General features: G+C 41.5%; 16 protein-coding genes. 5 read left to right on the top strand and 11 right to left on the bottom strand.

Features of this window, described 5'->3' with window-relative positions:
- Positions 1-171: 171 nt before the first annotated feature.
- Positions 172-729, bottom strand: coding sequence for a thioredoxin family protein (locus B3394_RS13980; RefSeq protein ID WP_177734251.1), 558 nt, complete (start codon positions 727-729; stop codon positions 172-174).
- Between the two features lie 93 nt (positions 730-822).
- On the opposite strand from B3394_RS13980, the gene B3394_RS13975 reads away from it, so the two are divergent.
- Positions 823-1,167 carry a tRNA-binding protein gene (locus B3394_RS13975; protein WP_286925648.1) on the top strand — a complete coding sequence of 115 codons (345 nt, stop codon included), beginning with the start codon at positions 823-825 and terminating at the stop codon, positions 1,165-1,167.
- A 46-nt stretch (positions 1,168-1,213) separates the two neighbouring features.
- Here B3394_RS13975 and B3394_RS13970 read toward each other — a convergent pair whose 3' ends face one another.
- From B3394_RS13970 to B3394_RS13955, 4 genes are all read right to left on the bottom strand, one after another.
- A complete protein-coding gene (locus B3394_RS13970) occupies positions 1,214-2,158 on the bottom strand; it encodes a YeiH family protein (protein WP_286925647.1) in 945 nt (314 codons plus the stop codon).
- 66 nt (positions 2,159-2,224) lie between these two features.
- Entirely contained in the window at positions 2,225-3,130 is a 906-nt protein-coding gene (locus tag B3394_RS13965) for a LysR family transcriptional regulator (protein ID WP_286925646.1), read from the bottom strand.
- Positions 3,131-3,175: 45 nt separating this feature from the next.
- Positions 3,176-3,970, bottom strand: a complete 795-nt coding sequence (locus tag B3394_RS13960; protein WP_286925645.1) for a DNA alkylation repair protein — start codon at positions 3,968-3,970, stop codon at positions 3,176-3,178.
- Positions 3,967-4,605 (bottom strand): peroxiredoxin-like family protein, encoded by a 639-nt coding sequence (locus tag B3394_RS13955; protein ID WP_286925644.1) that lies wholly within the window; start codon positions 4,603-4,605, stop codon positions 3,967-3,969. Before B3394_RS13955 ends, B3394_RS13960 begins: the two co-directional genes overlap by 4 nt.
- A 210-nt stretch (positions 4,606-4,815) precedes the next feature.
- Here B3394_RS13955 and B3394_RS13950 point away from each other — a divergent pair, with 210 nt between their 5' ends.
- Complete coding sequence (locus B3394_RS13950) at positions 4,816-5,157, top strand: winged helix-turn-helix transcriptional regulator (protein WP_273247094.1); 342 nt, start codon at positions 4,816-4,818, stop codon at positions 5,155-5,157.
- 53 nt (positions 5,158-5,210) lie between these two features.
- Complete coding sequence (locus B3394_RS13945; protein ID WP_177734258.1) at positions 5,211-6,143, top strand: DUF4421 family protein; 933 nt, start codon at positions 5,211-5,213, stop codon at positions 6,141-6,143.
- A gap of 101 nt (positions 6,144-6,244) precedes the next feature.
- Here B3394_RS13945 and mgtA read toward each other — a convergent pair whose 3' ends face one another.
- The 6 genes from mgtA to B3394_RS13915 all read right to left on the bottom strand — a co-directional run bounded on the left by mgtA (position 6,245) and on the right by B3394_RS13915 (position 14,456).
- Entirely contained in the window at positions 6,245-8,932 is a 2,688-nt protein-coding gene (gene mgtA, locus B3394_RS13940; RefSeq protein ID WP_286925643.1) for a magnesium-translocating P-type ATPase, read from the bottom strand.
- Between the two features lie 19 nt (positions 8,933-8,951).
- Complete coding sequence (locus tag B3394_RS13935; RefSeq protein WP_286925642.1) at positions 8,952-9,668, bottom strand: MgtC/SapB family protein; 717 nt, start codon at positions 9,666-9,668, stop codon at positions 8,952-8,954.
- Entirely contained in the window at positions 9,652-9,873 is a 222-nt protein-coding gene (locus B3394_RS13930) for a hypothetical protein (RefSeq protein ID WP_286925641.1), read from the bottom strand. The genes B3394_RS13935 and B3394_RS13930 overlap by 17 nt, the downstream gene beginning before the upstream one ends.
- A 191-nt stretch (positions 9,874-10,064) precedes the next feature.
- Complete coding sequence (locus B3394_RS13925; RefSeq protein ID WP_286925640.1) at positions 10,065-12,449, bottom strand: TonB-dependent receptor domain-containing protein; 2,385 nt, start codon at positions 12,447-12,449, stop codon at positions 10,065-10,067.
- A 150-nt stretch (positions 12,450-12,599) separates the two neighbouring features.
- On the bottom strand, positions 12,600-13,751 hold the full coding sequence (locus B3394_RS13920) for a helix-turn-helix domain-containing protein (protein ID WP_286925639.1): 1,152 nt from the start codon (positions 13,749-13,751) through the stop codon (positions 12,600-12,602).
- Positions 13,752-14,456: a DUF4919 domain-containing protein gene (locus B3394_RS13915; RefSeq protein ID WP_286925638.1), complete on the bottom strand. Its 705-nt coding sequence runs from the start codon at positions 14,454-14,456 to the stop codon at positions 13,752-13,754.
- A gap of 472 nt (positions 14,457-14,928) precedes the next feature.
- On the opposite strand from B3394_RS13915, the gene B3394_RS13910 reads away from it, so the two are divergent.
- Together B3394_RS13910 and B3394_RS13905 are read left to right on the top strand one after the other, a co-directional pair.
- Positions 14,929-16,071, top strand: a complete 1,143-nt coding sequence (locus tag B3394_RS13910) for an FIST signal transduction protein (RefSeq protein ID WP_177734265.1) — start codon at positions 14,929-14,931, stop codon at positions 16,069-16,071.
- Positions 16,072-16,073: 2 nt separating this feature from the next.
- Entirely contained in the window at positions 16,074-19,109 is a 3,036-nt protein-coding gene (locus B3394_RS13905) for a PAS domain S-box protein (RefSeq protein ID WP_286925637.1), read from the top strand.
- The last annotated feature ends 15 nt before the right edge of the window (positions 19,110-19,124 follow it).

Below are 19,124 nucleotides of genomic sequence, written 5' to 3'. Positions count from 1 at the left end.
AAACTGTTATATACGGGGTCTAATTAATGAAGGCTTTGTTGTGTGAAAATAGGACAGCTACACTGCGTTTCCTTGCAGAAAACAGTGGCCTGATTACCGTTAAAGTCTGATTGCTCAACATAGCTGGTATATTTACACAGCGCAAAGGTAGCTAATTTTTTTAGATAAGCATCATTTCCATTTAATATTGCAGCCCAAACTGGGTTTTTGTTCCGGATTGATAACCCGGTTGTAAATAACACCGTCAATTGCGCCTCTTAAATCGCTGCCGCTTAGCGGAATTCCGTTTGCTGGTCTGCTGTCGTCCAGCTGTCCGCGGTACACCAATCTGTCCAGGTTGTCAAATAGATAAAAATCCGGCGTACAGGCAGCATCATAATTTCTGGCAGCAAGCTGGTTCTCATCATACAGGTATGGAAACTCAAACTTATTCTCAAAGGCAAATTCCGTCATCAGCTCCGGAGCATCCTGCGGATAATTCACAACATCATTACTGGATATGGCAATAAAACCGATACCCTGAACGCGATAGTCATTAGCAATGCGGACAACTTCGTCGATAACATGATGTACAAAAGGGCAGTGGTTACAGATAAACATAACTACGGTGCCCTTTTCTCCTTTTAAATCGGAGAAGGAATAATAAGCCGCTGCCGAATTGGTATCTTTTAAATAAAATTCAGGTGCTATGGTTCCAAGCGGTAACATGTTTGACGGAGTACGTGCCATTTGTAAAATGTAGTATAATTATTAAAAGAGTTAAAGATAAATAAATGTAAAATGATTTGCTAATTTTGGAAAACGAATAGTTTAAAATTAATTATGGAACAAGAAAAAATAAGCTGGGGCGATTTTGAAAAAGTAGAAATGAGAGTGGGTACCATACTGGAAGTCAATGATTTTCCGGAAGCCCGAAAACCGGCCTTTCAGTTAACGATCGATTTCGGAGCAGTAATAGGTATCCGCAAATCGTCTGCACAAATTACCAAACGATATACAAAAGACGTTTTAATAGGAAGACAAATTGTAGCGGTGGTTAATTTTCCTAAAAAACAAATTGGAAAATTCATGAGCGAGTGCCTCGTTTTAGGCGCGGTTCCCGAAGAGGGGGATGTTATTTTACTGGCTCCGGATTTTAAAGTTGAAAACGGTTCCAGAATAGCGTAATATAAAAGGGAGTAGTTTAGGCTCCCTTTAATTTTTATAGTCTTCACTAAGCAATGGCATTCACAATAACTACAAGCGATACTACGGATATAAAAAGCCATAACAGGACACCCTGAGCCAAAGGTTTTATACCGGCTTTTTTCAGCGATTCTTTTGTTAATCCGGCTCCGATCAGAAACAGGGTTATTGTCAGTCCTTTTTTTGCCAGCATGACGATGACTTCGTTTATTGGCTGGAAAGCGGGAAAATAGCTGTTGAAAAGCATGGCCGCAATAAACAGGAAGATAAAATACGGAACGACTACCTTACTTTCCTTATTTTTAAAAACCAGCGCTGTTACAACCGAAACCGGTATGATCCATAAGGCACGTTGCAGTTTTACAGTAGTGGCTATCTGTAAGGCTTCGTCGCCAAACCGCTGGGCGGCTCCAACCACAGAACTGGTATCGTGAATGGCAATGGCACACCACATCCCAAATTGCGGCTGGCTTAAATGAAAGACATGTCCCAACAGCGGAAAGACAAATAATGCTATTGAATTAAGGATAAAGATCGTTGCCAGAGAAACGGATATTTCTTCTTCTCCGGCTTTAACAACCGGACTCAGGGCAGCAATGGCGCTTCCGCCGCAAATAGCGGTTCCGGAGGAAATTAAAAAACTGGTTTTCCGGTTAATTGCAAACAGCTTCCCGACAAGCAATCCGACGATCAATGTTGTAGTGATGGATACTATGGTGAAGATAAAACCTTCCTTTCCGGTTTTGACCGCTTCGGTAATGTTCATTCCGAAACCCAGACCCACCACCGAAAACTGCAATAATATCCTGGTGGCACTGTGGCTGAATTTCTGAAAAGGATTGCCCAGGAACAAAGTGAGCAGGAAACCCGACAATAAAGCTATTGGCGGTGAAAAGAAAGGGAAAAGACATAAAATGATAAAAATGCTGAAAAACAGTATTTTGATTTTGTTTTCTGGGCTGGTTGATTCCATGATTTGTTTTGTTGTTTGTAAGCACAAAATTCGGAATATATACAGCACCAGGCCAATGATAAATAGTTATAAGCTATAACTTCCGGTTATACTGTTTTGGGTAAACCGCATAAAGATTTCCGGGATGCGCTCCGTTTTTCCTTGTAAATGAGCGAAATAAAAAATGCGCTTGATGTCGAGGTCTTCAATGTCAATAACTTTAAATTCGCCGTTTACAATTTCTTTGCTAACGGCTGTAATGGACACAAAGGCAATACAGTTGGAATTTGCCAGGAAGGACTTTATACTTTCGGTACTGCCCAAATGCATAATAACATTCAGGTCTTTCAGGTGAACGGAATGCTTGCCCAGTTCGTGTAAAATAATATCAAGACTGCCGGAACCGGCTTCCCTTAATACCAGCGGTGTTTTTAAAAATTCCGCCATGCTGAGGTTGTCTTTGTTTGCCAGTTTTTGAGAAGTGTGCACAACGGCTACAATTTCATCCTTTAAAAAAGGCGTGTATTTTAAGGCTACATTTTTTGATTTTCCTTCCACAATTCCCAAAGCTACTTTTTTCTGGATAACGGCTTTTTCAATTTTTTCGGTATTGGCATTGATAAGCGAAATCCGGATATCCGGAAAATGTCTGTAAAAATTAGCGAGAACGGGAGGAAGGATATACTGGCTTAGCGTGGTACTGGCGCCCAGCTGCAGTTCACCGGAATGGCGTTCTTTTAAAAGACTTAAATCGAAATGGATCCTTTTGTAAATTTCAAAAATATCTTCCGAGTGATTAAAAAGCAGCTGCCCGGCTTCGGTTAATTCGATCTTATTACCTTTTCTTTCAAACAAACGGATGTCAAATTCAGATTCCAGTTCTTTGATGTTTTTGGTAACGGCAGGCTGAGTAATGCATAACTCTTCGGAAGCTTTTGTAAAGCTCAGATGCCTGGCGACTGTATGAAAGATTTTTAAGCGGGTATCCGACATGACTTCAATTTGGAGTAACTATTCAAAGATACGACTTATAGTTTTTTATTTCAGAATACTTCGCCTTGCTTTTTTCAGGATATAGGCTGTTTCTTTGGAATTGTTTTCCTTTTCCCATTTTTTACACAGGCTGACCACAAATTCCGGTCTTGTTTTGGAAGCATCGTTAAGCCAGTTACCAACACTGTCGCGCACATATTTGGAAGTATCGGCTTTTAAAGGTTCCAATATGGGTAAGGCTAATTCCGGAGTTTCCTTTAACGCTTCGATATGTTTGCACCACACGCCTCTCGGCCTGATGGACTCACTGGCAAAACGCCGGATATATTCGTTGTCAGACCGGGTCCAGGGCGTTAGCAGTGTGATGGTTGTTTCCAGATTTTCAGTAATGTCCGGACGTATCGCCAGCCAGCTGAGTTCCCGTACCCCAAAATGACGGTCGGCGGCAAAAACTTTCATCCGTTCCAGTTTTTCCGCTACTGTAGCCTCATCTTTACCGACAAAGAATACTGCCCAGCAGCGCACGGTATCCGACGGATGTTGCGACAGCAGATCAAAAAGCGCCGTATCGTTATGGATATAGCTTTGCGTTAACAGCCCTACACCAATAGCCTCATTGATGGTTGTGACCGTTTGCTTTTTTAAATTTGAAATGTCCGTCAGGATATCCTGTAAATAGGTCTTCCGGTTGTACTGTGTTAAAACGGTTTCCAACAGCTGCTTCTGGTTGATGGCCAGCCATTCGTTAAGGTTGGCCGATTCAATTTCGCCCTTGTTGAGCTGGTCTAAAATTGATGGCGGTATTGCGGCAATGGTCCGGGCTCCTTTTCTTGTTGTCATAACGCGGCTATTAGTTCTGAAATAACGATACGGTTCCGATAATCAGCATCGATAAAACGGTAGGCAATGCTGTTATCTTCGTTTATCACAAATATAGCAGGAATAGGCAAAACAGCAGCAGCGGTATTGTTGAAATCCTGCAATTTAATTCCGAGGCTTTCATAATAAGGAATAACAGAATCGGGCAGTGTAAAGGCAATGCCGGATTGTTTGGCAAGGTCGTTGTCTTTATCGGTAAAAATCTTAAAACCGAATGGATGCTCTTCCAGCAGTGCCGCATTATAAACGGGCATTTGGGGAGAAACAGCAATCAGTTCGGCTTCTTTTTCCAGTATAAGCGGATAGGCGTCCTGTAATGCTTTTAATTCGAGGTTGCAGTAAGGACACCAGGAACCTCTGAAAAAGGCAATAACCAGTTTTTTGCGTTGCTGCAGCCCGCTTAGCCAAACAGTTTCTCCTTTATGATCGAGCAGGGCTCCATCGGGAAAAGACGCTCCGGTTTTAAGAGCATTTTGGGTAATATTCCGGGATTTTAAACCGGCAATGGCTTCATTGAATGCGGCGATTACTTCCGGCGGCAGCTGAATGGCCAATTGCTTGTTGAGGGCTTCGATTTGCTCCTGTAAATGTTCCATAAGATTTCTTTTTTGTGTAAAAATCACCAGTTTCAGTGAAACGCACAATACCGCACTTTTTTACCCCATAGGGTGGAAAAAGTCAACTTTTAAGAGTATCAGCGTAGTAGCTGTAAAAAAATAACGGCATATTTTTCACGGGATGTTTCCGCTACATTTTGTTTCGGTAATTCCTGTTTGTATTTTTGTGATTCTCCGATACCGATTGTTATGAAAACAAAAATCCGCATTACCGAAAATAAAATATGCCCGTTGGAAGAAGCCGTCAATACGATTAGCGGCAAATGGAAAATCCCGATTTTATGGCAAATGAATGAAGGAATGAAACGTCCCAGTGAATTTCTAAGGGGTATTGCCGTTGTGGACCGAAGGGTTTTAAACCAGCAGCTGAAGGAAATGGAAGAAAGCGGGTTGATCCGGAAGGAATCATTTAACGAACTGCCGCCAAGGGTTGAATATACTTTAACGGCTTTGGGCGACGAATTGGTAAAAGTGCTGTGGAGCCTGAACGATTGGGGGAAAACACTGATGGCAAACCGGGAGAAAATATAATATAAAAGCATATTCCCCGTTACTTTCAGTATATTTTAATCCAGGCCCTACAGATGTCGCCAAACAGACGATTACACATACTCTTTTTTTTAATTTTATTGGCGTTTGAGCAAAATGCCATTGCCCAGACCGATAGTACCTATATCGGTACGTTCAGCCAGGAATATTCCGGAAGGGTTTTTATTGCCAGAAAATACACTTCGCTGTCCCATGAAACAGGTAACGATAAAACGGATGAATACATGCCTAATAATCCTTTTGATATTGGTGCAGGCTTTAGCTGGGGCGGTTCGTCATTCAGTTTTAGCCACGGCTTTAATTTCCTGGCCGATCCGGAAAAGGGAAAAACCCGTTCGCTGGATTTACAATATCATTATTACGGAAAGAAAATAGTACTGGATTTCTTCGGACAGGATTATAAAGGGTTTTACCTGGAAGATACAAATAAGGAAAACATCATCGGAATGTATCCCGACATGCAGTTAACCAAAGTAGGGCTGTTCGGGCAATATGTTTTCAATGGTAATAAGTTTTCCTATCGATCGGCATTTGACCAGACGGAACGGCAGTTAAAGTCGGCAGGAAGTTTGTTACTGGGCGGTGGTATTTATTATACACGGGTTCGCGCCGAAACCTCTTTAGCATTCTATAAAGACCTTTACCAGGTTGGACCCAGTATCGGCTATGCCTATACATGGGTTATTAACCGTCATTTTTTTCTGACGGGCTCTGTAACTCCCGGTTTGACGGTAGGGTTTAAAAATATAAACGATACGTTAATCTGGAATCCGAGTGTCTTTTTCAGATCCGCATTCGGTTATAATGCCGACAGCTGGTCGCTTAACGCATCCTTTTTGCTTAACAAGCTTTATGTGAGTTATAAGGATGATAACCACATCAGCCTTAATTCCGGAAATTTCCAGTTTACTTTTATCAAACGTTTTGACAGTAATTCGCGGATACTTAAAAAAATACCAAGATTTTAAATGTTTCAAAAGCCGGATGTATAGGATCGGTTAAACAGAACGAATCTGCCGTTATTATTTTGGGCAATGAAACCAAAATAATAACGGCAGATTACAGTATCCTACAACCATTGTCCGAACTTTTTGAGAAACTGTGTCTTTACCAATTGGGTCAGCAGGCAATAGCCGGTTAGTATGCCTATCAGCCATGGAAAATAAGCAAGTGGTAAAGCCTGCAGGTTTACCGTTTTGGCAAAAGGTGTAAACGGTATTGCCAGACCGATCAGCATTACTAAAGAAGTGAGGGCGACAACCGGAGCCGTTGCCCAGCTTTGTACAAACGGTATTTTTCGCGTGCGGATCATGTGTACGATTAATGTTTGCGATAACAATCCTTCTACAAACCAGCCGGTCTGGAACAGGCTCTGATGTTCGGGAGCATTCGCTTTGAATACAAAAAACAGTACGGCAAATGTGGCATAATCAAAGATGGAACTTATCGGACCGATATACAGCATAAAACGACTGATTCCGGCAGCATCCCATTTTTGCGGTTTTTCCAGGAAATCTTCGTCCATTCTGTCCCAGGGAATGGATATTTGTGAAATATCGTATAACAGGTTCTGGATCAGTAAATGGATGGGCAACATCGGCAAAAACGGCAGCAGGATACTCGCACCGAGCATGCTGAACATGTTTCCGAAGTTACTGCTGGCAGTCATCTTGATGTATTTGATAATGTTCCCGAATGTCCGGCGGCCGTAAATAACTCCTTTTCGCAATACCATCAGGTCTTTTTCCAAAAGGATAATATCGGCACTTTCTTTGGCAATATCCACAGCGGTATCCACCGAAATCCCTACGTCAGCATTTCGCAGTGCCGGAGCATCGTTGATACCGTCGCCCATAAAGCCAACCGTATGCTGCTGTGCCTGGAACAGTTGTACAATCCGGGATTTCTGAACCGGATTCAGCTTTGCAAAAACACTGGTTGCTTCCAGTTTTGAAGAAAGTTCATCATCGGTCATTTTCTCAATTTCATTTCCCAATAGAACGTGATGGAACGGAATGCCAACATCGCGGCAGATTTTCCGGGTCACAATATCGTTATCACCGGTTAGTACTTTTACCTGTACGCCCAGTTTCTGTAAACTTTCAATAGCTGGTTTGGCAGAAGGTTTTGCCGGATCCAAAAAGCCGATAAAACCGGTTAAGACCATTTTGCTTTCATCGGCTACGCTGTAGTTAGCCGAACGGTTATCGTATTCTTTTATTGCCACCAGCAATACCCGTAAACCGTCTTCGTTCAGCTTTCTTGAGGTATTTAAGACCGTTTCGCGCATGCCGGCATCAATCGGAACAATGGCATCTTTTTCGATGTGTATGCGGGCATTTTCACCGGGATAAAAAGAATGGGAACACAAATCGAGCATTTCCTCAACGGCACCTTTACAGATCAGCAGGTGTTTGCCGTTTTTCTGTTCCAGGATAACACTCATGCGGCGGCGCTGGAAGTCAAAAGGGATTTCATCTACTTTTTTGTAATCTTCTTCCACTTTCAGGTAGTCGTGTAGTTCCACATGTTCTAAAACGGCTACATCCAAAAGGTTTTTTAAGCCGGTCTGGTGGAAGCTGTTAAAGTATGCCCATTTGAGGACCTCATCATCTTCATTGCCCAAAACGTTCAGATGCCGCTCTAAAATGATCTTATCCATAGTGAGCGTACCTGTTTTATCGGTACACAGTATGTCCATTGCGCCAATGTTCTGTATGGCATTCAGGCGTTTTACGATTACTTTCCGCTTACTCATGTTTTTTGCCCCTTTGGCCAGGTTGGCGGTAACGATCATTGGCAGCATTTCCGGGGTTAATCCCACTGCGATGGCAATAGCAAACAGCAGGGCATCAAACCAGTCGCCTTTGGTCAGTCCGTTAACGATAAAAACCAGAGGTACCATAACCAGCATATAGCGGATTAGCAGCCAGCTGACTTTATTGACGCCTTTATCAAAACTGGTTTCCGAACGTTTGCCGCTAATGGCTTTGCCGATTGCACCCAGATAGGTCAGGTTTCCCGTGGCAACCACAATAGCCGTTGCGGTTCCGCTTACCACATTGGTTCCCATAAAGCAGATATTTTCCAGTTCCAAAGGCGGTTTTGCCGTTGGATTCGTTACCGGAGCTTCTCTTTTTTCCAAAGGCAGGGATTCTCCGGTGAGTATTGCCTGGCTCACAAACAAATCTTTGGATTGTATTATCCGGATATCGGCAGGGATCATGTCGCCGGCACTCAAATAGAGAATATCACCGGGTACCAGATCTTTAAACGAAATTTCCTGTTTGCCGATGGTTTTGCGCAATACAGTTGCTGTTGTGGTAACCATGTTTTTTAAGGCTTCGGCAGCCTGATTGCTGCTGTATTCCTGCCAGAACCGCAGCAGGGAACTGAGAATGATCATCACACTCACAACGATTACCGTTTTATAGTCCTGTTCGCCCGGTGCGGCTAAAATAATATCCATTACGGCAGAGATAACCACCAGAGCAATTAATACGGCTATAAACGGGTTTACAAAAGCCATGAACAGCTGTTTGTACCAGGAAGGCGCTTTTTCGTGCTGGATTTCGTTAGGACCGAATTTTTTTAATTTTTCTTCCGCCGTTTGCTGGCTCAATCCGGCTTCGCTGGTTTCCAGTAAGGCATATATAAGATTACCGTCGGCTTTTGCAATAGCATTAAGCCGGGTAGTGGCACTTTCTTCAAAGTTTGAAAAAGCTTTGTTCCCGTTTTTTATTTTTGTTGTCAACATTTTGATAAGGTTTTGCTTTTTATATTTCAGCTTGTTGTCCTGTAAATTCCCAGCTCACTTTGGTTACTTCCTGTTCAATGGTGAGCCGGCTTACCATCTGTTCCATGATATAATCCTGTATGCCGGCTGCCGTGATTTCTGCAACGATTAAAATTGAGGTCTGATTTTCATTATCGCTGCTGGCAAGGGAGCGGAGCACTATTTTTTCATTGTTCCCCAATTGTTGTATTAACAATACCCGGATGTGGTTTTCCACATTGTTTTTACAGTTAATGATAATTTTATAGTCGGCAGGCAGGGAGGTATTTTTAGGAATAAATGTCAATACACTAAGCTTTGTGCCTACAGTACGCAATAATAAATGGGTAATGATTACGGTAACTGTGGTGAGTATTGCCTGGGGGAATAATCCTATTCCGACCAAAGCGCCTACAGCAGCAGCACACCACAAAGTAGCGGCTGTATTTAAACCCTGTACGTTCAAGCCGTCCTTCATGATCACGCCGGCACCCAGAAAACCGATTCCGGATACAATCTGTGCAGCTACTCTGCTGGGATCGCCGGAATGGCCGGTAATCGAAACCGACAGCAGTATAAAGGCGGCTGCTCCAATGGATACGAGGGTATTGGTGCGCAATCCGGCACTTTTTTGCCGCCATTGCCGCTCAATGCCTATAGCGGCTCCTAAAACGAAGGCGAGTGTTAACCGCACTGCAAATTCAGTTACCGAAAGCATAGGTAGCAGGATTAGACGGTTGATACTGTTGCGGTTTCGGAATCGTACCGGACTTTATGGTCTGTTCTTCGGAACCAATAGCGATAAAGGGCATAGTCCCGATACCGAGGTGAATATCGTAATATTCGGATGTGACAGGAGTTTTCTTGTTGTTGTAAAACGTCTTGTTTTTTATACGCTTTACGAATAAAAATATAAATTTCATGACTGATAAAGATTTTGTTCCCTGAAGAACAATACCGGTCATGTTCTTTACAGCGAAACGTTAGTACTTAAATTGGGATAATCGTCCATAATTTGTTTTATTAACTATGCAAAAGTAAAACAGCCCATTGGATTGGGCTGTTAGAGATGTTTTAGAAAAATATTAGAAAATCATTAGAGCGGGGAGAAGGTTTAGTTTTCGGTTCTTTTTTTCTCTTCTTCGTTCCCGAAATTTCGCTGGTCTACTTTCACTTTATTGTTTCCGAAGTTATACGTCAGTGATACTCTTACAAACCGGCTGCTGTTGTTTTCGTTATAAACTTGTTTGATGCCATTTACAACTGAAGTATAATCTTTTAAATAGGTTGTATTAAAGATATCATTGAAGAGTATGGCAACCTGCATATTATCGTTTAGAAAGCTTCGTTTTACCGCCAGGTTTAACCCGGAAACGGTTCCGTATTCATACAATCCTCTTTTGTAAGGAGAGCAATACAGATAGTCCAGCTGTAATTTGGTTTGCTTGTTCAGGGAGAAAGTATTGTTTGTGGCCAGATACACCTGCATTTTATTCATAGGAACCGCCTGGATGTTTGTTGCAAATACTGTTTTGGAACCCAATAGATAGATTAAGTTCTGACTTTGCCACCACGGTGCGATCGTTGCCGTGTAGTTTTCTCCGATACCGTAATAGTATTCTTTAAAGTAGTTTTCCCGACTGATGATCTGAGTGTTTGTTGCTGCATTGGAACTGAACACCACACCATAACCATTGGTAATCACATTAAAGAAGGCGTTGGTACGCAATTTTCCTTTGTAGGTATAGGTAAGATCGAAGTTATCATTGTAGGAAGGCTGTAAAAAAGGATTTCCTTCGGAATAGCTGTTGCTGTTCAGGTAAGCACGGAACGGGTTCAAATCGCGGAAACCGGGTCTGTTAATACGTTTTCCGTAGTTAAAAAGAAAACTGTGATTGTCATTTTCGGTATAAGAAAGATAAACGGTCGGGAACAATTTGAAATAGTTGTTGGTATTGTTTTGGTTTAACGTTTGGGAATATCCTTCCGTTTGGGTGTTTTCAAGGCGTAATCCTAATTGTACATTGAATTTGTCGTTTATTTTTTTAGTTCCGTTAATATAAACGGCCTGATTGCGTTCGCGGTATTCAAAGGTATTCGAACGGTTCGGATCCAGTTCCGGGCTACCGCTAATGGTGTTATAGTATTGAATAGCACCTTTACTGTTGCTGAAACTTACCTTGGCACCATAAGAAAGGCTGGCAAAAGCCAAAGGATGTTCCATATCGGCTTTTATAGTAAAGTTATTGATGTTCTGGTTAGAAATATTTCTGGCGGCCTGGTTAACGTTCAGGAAAGCGGTATCCGGTGAAAAGGTTTCGGCAGTAAAACGGTTGTCAATTTTAGCATCAAAAGTGAAATAATCCACATCTATGGCAATGTTTCTGCCCAGCGTATCCAATTTTGAGATGATGTGGGCATTGTATGTCTGGTTGTTTGAATGCTGTTTGTTGCGGCCGTTATTGATTAATAAAGAATCCAGTGTTTTTCCGGTATTAAAGATATTGATCACAGCTTTATCCTTACTGTCCGGGCTATTGAAATTCCCCAGGTACTGAGCGCCTATGCTGGTACGGTCGGATAGAGCATAATCGGCAGTGATGCGTCCGGAAGCATGATCCGTTTTTTGTTTGCCTTTGTATTTTAATTCCCATAATCCACCGGGATAGTAAGTGTCCAAATCCTGTCTGGATTGGGTATTTCCTGATTTTCCGGTACCGCTTACAGTGAACTTTAATTTGTCTTTGTTGTACAGGAAATTATTGCGCAGCGTAGTGGAGCCGTAAGTATTCTGGTCATAGGTTAGCGTAGTGCTGTTTTTCCAGGAATCTGAAGCACCTTTTTTAAGGATGATGTTAATCAGGCCGCCATCGCCTGCAGCTTCATATTTAGCTGGTGGATTGGTAATGATTTCGATATTCTTAATGTCGCTGGCCGATATTGATTTCAGGAAGCTGATTAGCTCCTCACCGGACAGAGCTACAATTCTTCCGTCGATCATCACACGGGAAGCACCTTTGCCCAGCATACTGATGGCATTGTTTTGCACCACAAGACCCGGAGCGGTACTCATGGCATTAATGGCATCACCACCGGCAGCGGCGGCATTGTTATCTACAGTATATACCAGGCGGTCAATTTTTTGTTCCACCATTTTCTTGTTGGTTTTAATCACGACCTGTTGCAGGGTATTGGCACTTTCGCTAACAACGATAGTACCCAAATCGACAGGGGTATCCATCGTGATCTCTTTCTGCCAGTCGTTATAGCCTAAAAAACTAATTTTAAGGTTGTAGGTGCCTTTATTCAGTTCCATTTCAAACGAGCCGTCTTCCAGGGTGGTCATACCGGTAATTATTTTTCCTTCGGGACTGGTGATAACAACATTTGCCCATGCTAACGGTGCTGCGGCATCGGTTACTTTTCCTTTTAACTGTAATGATTGTGCCATACAGCATAATGGTAATAGTAATAACAGAAACAGGTTTACTTTTTTCATGATCTCAATTTTTGCGTTGGTTTTAATTATTTGAAGCAAAATTGCGGTAGCGAAAGTTCCTGTGCGACCGATAAAAAAAGTCGAACCATTTTTTGAAGATAAAATTGGTTCGACTTTCTTAAATGAGGCGTTCGACTTTTTTTAAAGCCTTTAAGATGAGGTGTTTCGGTATTGTGTGGGCGTTAGATTTGTATATTTTTTAAAAGAGGTATTAAAAGACGATTTGGAGTTAAAACCCACTTCATATAAAATTTCCAGTACCGTTACATCGCTTTTTTCGGGATTTCTTAAAAGGTGCATGGCTTTCTGAATGCGGTATTCGTTTACAAAATCAAAGAAATGCTGATCCATGTGGTGGTTGATCAAAACGGATAGCTCTTTTACCGGCAGCTCAATCTGATCGGCCAGCTGCTGTATTGTCAGCGACGGATCCAGATAAGGCTCCTGAGCGATCATATAGCTTTTAAGCTGATTGATTTTTGCCGTGATGGGAGTGTCCTGTTCCGCTACGGTTTCCGGATGCGGATTGGCCTCTTCCGTATGAACGATGTCTTTTACCAGTTGTAATTTTGAATCAACGCTTCTGAATAGTTCCGGATAGTATAGGGCTTTGAGAACAAACCAGCATAATACAGATAAGGCAATCAGGCCGACAATTATGTTCAGCCAGATAAAAATACCGTCATGATCGGTATAAATAACGGTGTTCTTTACAAGTACGATAGTGTGTGCAACGGTAGAGATAACGGTAATCTGGAACAGCCATTTGTATGTGGCACTCGTCGGATCGGTATAGTTTTCCCGGTAAATTTCCCTGAATTTTTTCAGAAGCAGGAAAACGGCAATAATATAAAAGGCAAATTGCAGCTCTGTAACCACGCGGATAAAGATCATTTCGGGAGATTTTGTCAGGTGGCTGAACAGTTGTTCTTTACCGGCAGTATCGGCAAAATACAGGCGTGGTGCCATAACGATATTCCCGATGAGGTAAGGAACGGCATGCAGCAAATGCTTGGGCTGTATGCGAAAATCGGAATAACAGACCGATAGCATGTACAGGTAAAAAAACGGCATGATTAACAGCGACATCAGGATCCGGAACATTTCCAGATTGAGATGACTGCCGGTATAGCTGAACATAAAAAAACCGCTGATATCAACAGCACTCAGAATAATAAAGCAGGCAAACAGCCGGTTGCTCAATTTGTTCCGGGTTTGTACCGTTATCAGGAAGAGCGCTAAAAGAAAGGAAACAAAAACGGTGATTTTTGCGATCTGCGTAATTAAACTGATTTTATCCATCTAACGATCTTTATTGTTTTTTGAAGTCAGTATCCCAAGGTTTTTCTCCTGCATTTTTTCAATATTAAAATACAGGCCTTTTATTTTAAATGTTTCGGTAGCGGCAATTTTAATAAAATCACAATTGCCAACAAGTGATTGTCCGGTGTTGTTTAATTCCAGCATGTTGAGCAATACATATTCATGTCCCACAACAATAACGTGGAAACCGGTTTCACAGGTTACCCCGTCACCGGAATGCATGATCGTATTTAAAATACCATGGAAAATAGTGGATACTTTTTTGGATTGTTCTTCATCGCCTTTTAAATGATAGAGGTAAGCCAGGATGTTCATCATTCTGATATCGAACGGGAATTCCTGAATAGCGCTTTTGGTCAGTTCGATAATTTTGTCGTAGTCTTTCGGATCGAGTACCTCGCGGTTTAAATAAAGGGCTAGATCGTCTTCTTTAGAAAAGTTCCTGTAAGGGTCATAGTCTTTATCAAAAATATAACCATAGTACAGGTATTGGAAATCTGCTGCTGTCAGCGATGCATCATAACGGCTTAACCGTTCCTTTAATAGCGGATAATAATAAACCGATTTTTTATTTTGTACTTCTTTCTGTATCTGTTTATAGTCCGGAACTTTAAACTCAAAATCCTGAGCAAAAGCAACGGTTACGAACAATACGAACAGCGTGACTAAAAGGCCTCTTTTCATTAGAAATTAATTAAGGACTAAAAATAGTATTATGTTTTTATACTATTCAGGAATCATTGCAAATATTTTTGAAATTTCCCGGATTGCAATACTGCGATAGCCGGAGTACCCGGATTGCCGGGGTTTGCTATAGTTCCGGAAGATATTGTTATTTTTTAAGTGCTGAATAAAAAGTTCAGCTACTAAAAATAACTGATTTTAAGGGTGTTGTTATCATGTTGTTAATTTAATTTTTAATTTTCTGAGTAAAAATTAAATTATTGTGTAAAAATATATAAAATACACGCTTTTTTAGTAACTTGTGAAAGCGATCCCAAATCTAAATTACCTATGACTACAGTTGCTTTTTTCAGGTTATACAAAAATGTAACATTTTCATATTCAATAGTGAAAAGTTTAAAGAGACTACCGTTTCAGCGATATTTAGATTGCTTTAGTAGTATTATTTATCCACCGGTTTTACTAGAAAAATATGAAAACAGCTTTACTCCTGTATAAAGAGGCGTCATTTTTAAAAGAAAAGAATGACGACGGTTTGAATTATGAAGCCGCACAATTGCTTATTGGCTTCGGTGCACCCGGATTAATTTCAGATCCCGATACGTATGCTTTTCTCAGAAAGCGGTTTCCGCTGGCCGATATTGCGCTCTGCTCTTCTGCCGGAGAGATTTATCAGAAAGAAGTAGTAGACGATACGATCACGTTAACGGCACATGAATTTTCGGCTACAGCGATCAAAACATCACAAATTGATATTGCGGATTACGATTCCGGTTTTACCGCCGGGAAAGCACTGGTGGAAAACCTTCCCGATGAAGGACTGCGGTTAATATTTGTACTGTCTGATGGCGGAAAAGTAAACGGGAGTGAATTGGTTAAAGGGATGAATGCGGCCAAATCGAAACAGGTATTAATTACCGGCGGACTGGCCGGTGATGCCGACCGGTTTGAAAAAACCTATGTGGGTTTAAACAGTGTTCCGCAAACCGGTAAGATAATTGCCATTGGTTTTTATGGCGATAAACTCTTGCTTTCACACGGTTCCTTGGGCGGATGGGAGACTTTCGGATTGAAAAAAACAGTAACAAAATCGAGTGAAAATATATTATATGAAATAGACAACAAGAACGCCCTGGACCTGTATAAAAACTACCTGGGGATATATGCTTCCGAACTGCCCGGATCGGCATTATTATTCCCTTTGGCACTAACTTTAAAAGACAGTGGGGAAACGATAGTAAGAACCATACTGTCCATTGACAACAACAATAAAAGCATGACTTTTGCCGGTGATTTGCCTGTGGGAAGTGAAGTACAATTTATGAAGGCAAATTTTGATAAACTGGTCGATGCGGCAAGTGATGCCGCCAATACGTGTTTAGCCATACAGCATGCCGCTCCCAAGCTCGCTATACTGATTAGCTGCGTGGGAAGAAAACTGATATTGGGAAACAGGATAGAGGAAGAGGTGGAAGCGGTTTCCGATATTTTCGGTGCCGCAACACTACTGACCGGGTTTTACTCTTATGGCGAAATTTCCCCGATGCGGCCTTTCTCTAATTGTGAACTTCATAACCAAACGATGACAATTACCGGACTTAATGAAATTGAGTGATCATGACGTATCATAAGCTATTACAAAAACAGATTAATAAATACCTGCCGAAAGATTTCAGGCAGCATAATGATTTCAGGGCTTTTCTGGAGTCTGTTAATACTTCTTACAACTCGTATGAGAAAGATAAAGGGATTATGAACCAGGCATTCCAGGAAAGTGAAAAAGAATACAATGAAGTACATGAAAATTTAAAAAGAGAAAATGACCTTAAGGAAAGGTCTATTGAAAACCTGTATGAAAGTCTGAAAGGAATTGACGATACGTATCAGGATATTAAAGATGAAGATAAAAACGATCTGCTGTTTATCTCCGGATATTTAAGTGAGCAAATCGAAAAAAGAAGAAAATCCGAAAAGAGCCTGAACCACACGGTTGAGCTTTTTAAAATGCTGCTGGCAAATATTCAGTCCGGTGTTATGGTAGAAGACGAAAACCGGAAAATCTTATTTATCAATCAGCTGTTTTGCAATTTTTTCGGGATAAAAGAGCGTCCGGAAACGATGGTTGGAATGGATTGTGTCGTTACGGCCGAACGTTCCAGGCATATCTTTAGAAAACCGGACGATTTTGTAAACCGCCTGGAAACGATTTTTGAAGAAGGCAAAATTGTGACGAATGAATTGATCGAGACAACAGACAACCGCTTTTTTGAAAGGGATTATATCCCGATTGTTATCAATGGAGAACTACAGGGGAATTTCTGGAAATATACGGATGTTACCGAGAAAAAGCAGACGTTAACGCTGATTGAGCAAAATGAAGAGCGAAACCGCCTGATCATGAATGCGGCGTTGAATGCAATTATTAATATTGACAGCGCCGGGAAAATCACTTTTTGGAACCGCCAGGCCGAGAAAATATTCGGCTGGAGCCAGGATGAGGTTTTAGGGCAAAACCTGACCGATACGATTATTCCGGAAAAGTATGCAAGCGGACATATTAACGGGATGAACCATTACCTGGAAACCGGCGAAGGGCCGGTGTTGAACCGGCAGCTGGAACTGAGCGGACTGAACAGGGACGGACAGGAGTTTCCTATAGAAATTTCGATACTGCCGATTAATCACAATGAAGAAAAATTCTTTTGTTCTTTTATTCAGGATATATCCGAAAGAAAAAAGGCGGAAACCAGCCTTAAAGCACAGGAAGAAAAATACCGCAACATTATTGCCAATATGAATATGGGGCTGATAGAAGTGGACCGGAACGATATCATCTTGTATGCAAACCAGGGCTTTCTTTCGATTTCCGGATACGAACTGGATGAAATTATCGGTAAGAGCGCCCCGGAGATTTTTATGTATAATGAAGATCTGAAGCTGGTGAAAAGCAAACAGGAACTGAGAAGAAAAGGTATTTCGAATTTGTATCAGCTGCCGATTAAAAATAAAAAAGGAGAACTGCGATGGTGGGCCATCAGCGGCGGACCGAATTATGACGACAATGGCGAATGGATCGGGTCCATAGGGATCCATCTGGATATTACCGAACAAAAGCGGATGGAAATTGAGCTGAAGAATGAAAAAATCAAGGCACAGCAGGCTTCGAAATCGAAAGAAGCTTTCCTGGCTCACATGAGCCATGAGATCCGGACACCTTTGAATGCGATAGTCGGCTTTTTAAGAGAATTATCGAAACAGGATCTGACCGCAGCACAAAAAGAATATGTAAACAACAGTAATATTGCTTCCAAACATTTGCTGGCGATCATTAACAACGTACTGGATATCTCCAAAATTGAAGCCCGGGAAATGTCCCTTGAAAAAGAAGACTTTATTTTTGAGAATACCATCAATAACGTGGTAACGGTGATGAAGCCACGGGCTGAAGCCAAAGAGCTATACCTTAGCAAATCGGTTTCGGAGCATATTCCGAAGGTTTTAAAAGGGGATGTTTTGCGATTGGAGCAGATTTTATTTAATCTTATCGGCAATGCGGTTAAGTTTACGACACAGGGCGGCGTTGCAGTTGATTGCAGTTTTGTAGAAAGTTCGGATGCCCGGCAAAAAATAAAGATCTCGATTTCCGATACCGGAATTGGAATTGACGCTGATTTCCAGAAAGATATTTTCCGAAAGTTCACACAGGAAGACAAAGCGCTCACAACAAAACGCTATGGCGGAACAGGATTGGGGTTGTTCATTACCCGGGAACTGGTAGAGCTGATGGGCGGTACGATTGAAATTGAAAGCGAAAAAGGCAAAGGAACGGTATTTCATGTGTATCTGGAGCTGGAAAAAGGAGATGAAGAGAAGATCCAGAAGGCGAACCAGCAGGAAGAATGGATGAATCTCGAAAATGTTACGATCCTTCTTGTAGAGGACAATATTCTGAACAGGATGGTGGCACAAAATTCCCTGAAACATTATAAATGCAATGTTATTGAAGCGGAAAACGGATTAAAAGCGATTGAAATTCTAAAAACAGGCGCCAATATTGATTTGATACTGATGGATATCCAGATGCCGGAAATGGACGGTATTGAAGCAACAACGCTTATAAGAGAAGAGCTGAAACTGGATATACCGATTATCGCCTTAACGGCAAATGCGTTTAAGACCGAGGTAGAACGCTGCCAGAAAGTAGGCATGAATGATTATGTTACCAAACCGTTTGACGAAGACGTGCTGATTAACATGATTGCAAAATATACGAATAACGGTAAAATTGAAAAGATAGGCACTTTAACGAAGCTCTATGATTTGCGTTTAATCCAGGGATTAAGCAGTGAAAACGATAAGTTTATGAATGAGCTGCTGGTGGTTTTTATTGAGCAGGTTAACGAGACCATCCAAAAGACGGAAATTGCCCTTTCGGAAAATAATTTTACAGAGGTGGGCCGTATTATGCACAAAATAAGGCCGAGTGTGGAAAGCTTACGGATTCATTCCATCAGTAACGAACTGAAACAACTGGAAGAGTTGGCTAAAAATGCAGAGAATGTTACGGCTATTAAAATACTGTTTGGCTTTATCAGGGCGAAACTGGAAGAAGTGATTTTGCAGTTAAAAGAAAACGAACGGGATTTTCTGTAATCCCGAGCTACTATA

This window comes from Flavobacterium sp. UBA4197 (assembly GCF_002379575.1).
Lineage (GTDB): Bacteria > Bacteroidota > Bacteroidia > Flavobacteriales > Flavobacteriaceae > Flavobacterium > Flavobacterium inviolabile.
Note: the sequence above shows the minus strand (reverse complement) of the source record. Positions and strands in the feature narration are given on the sequence as shown.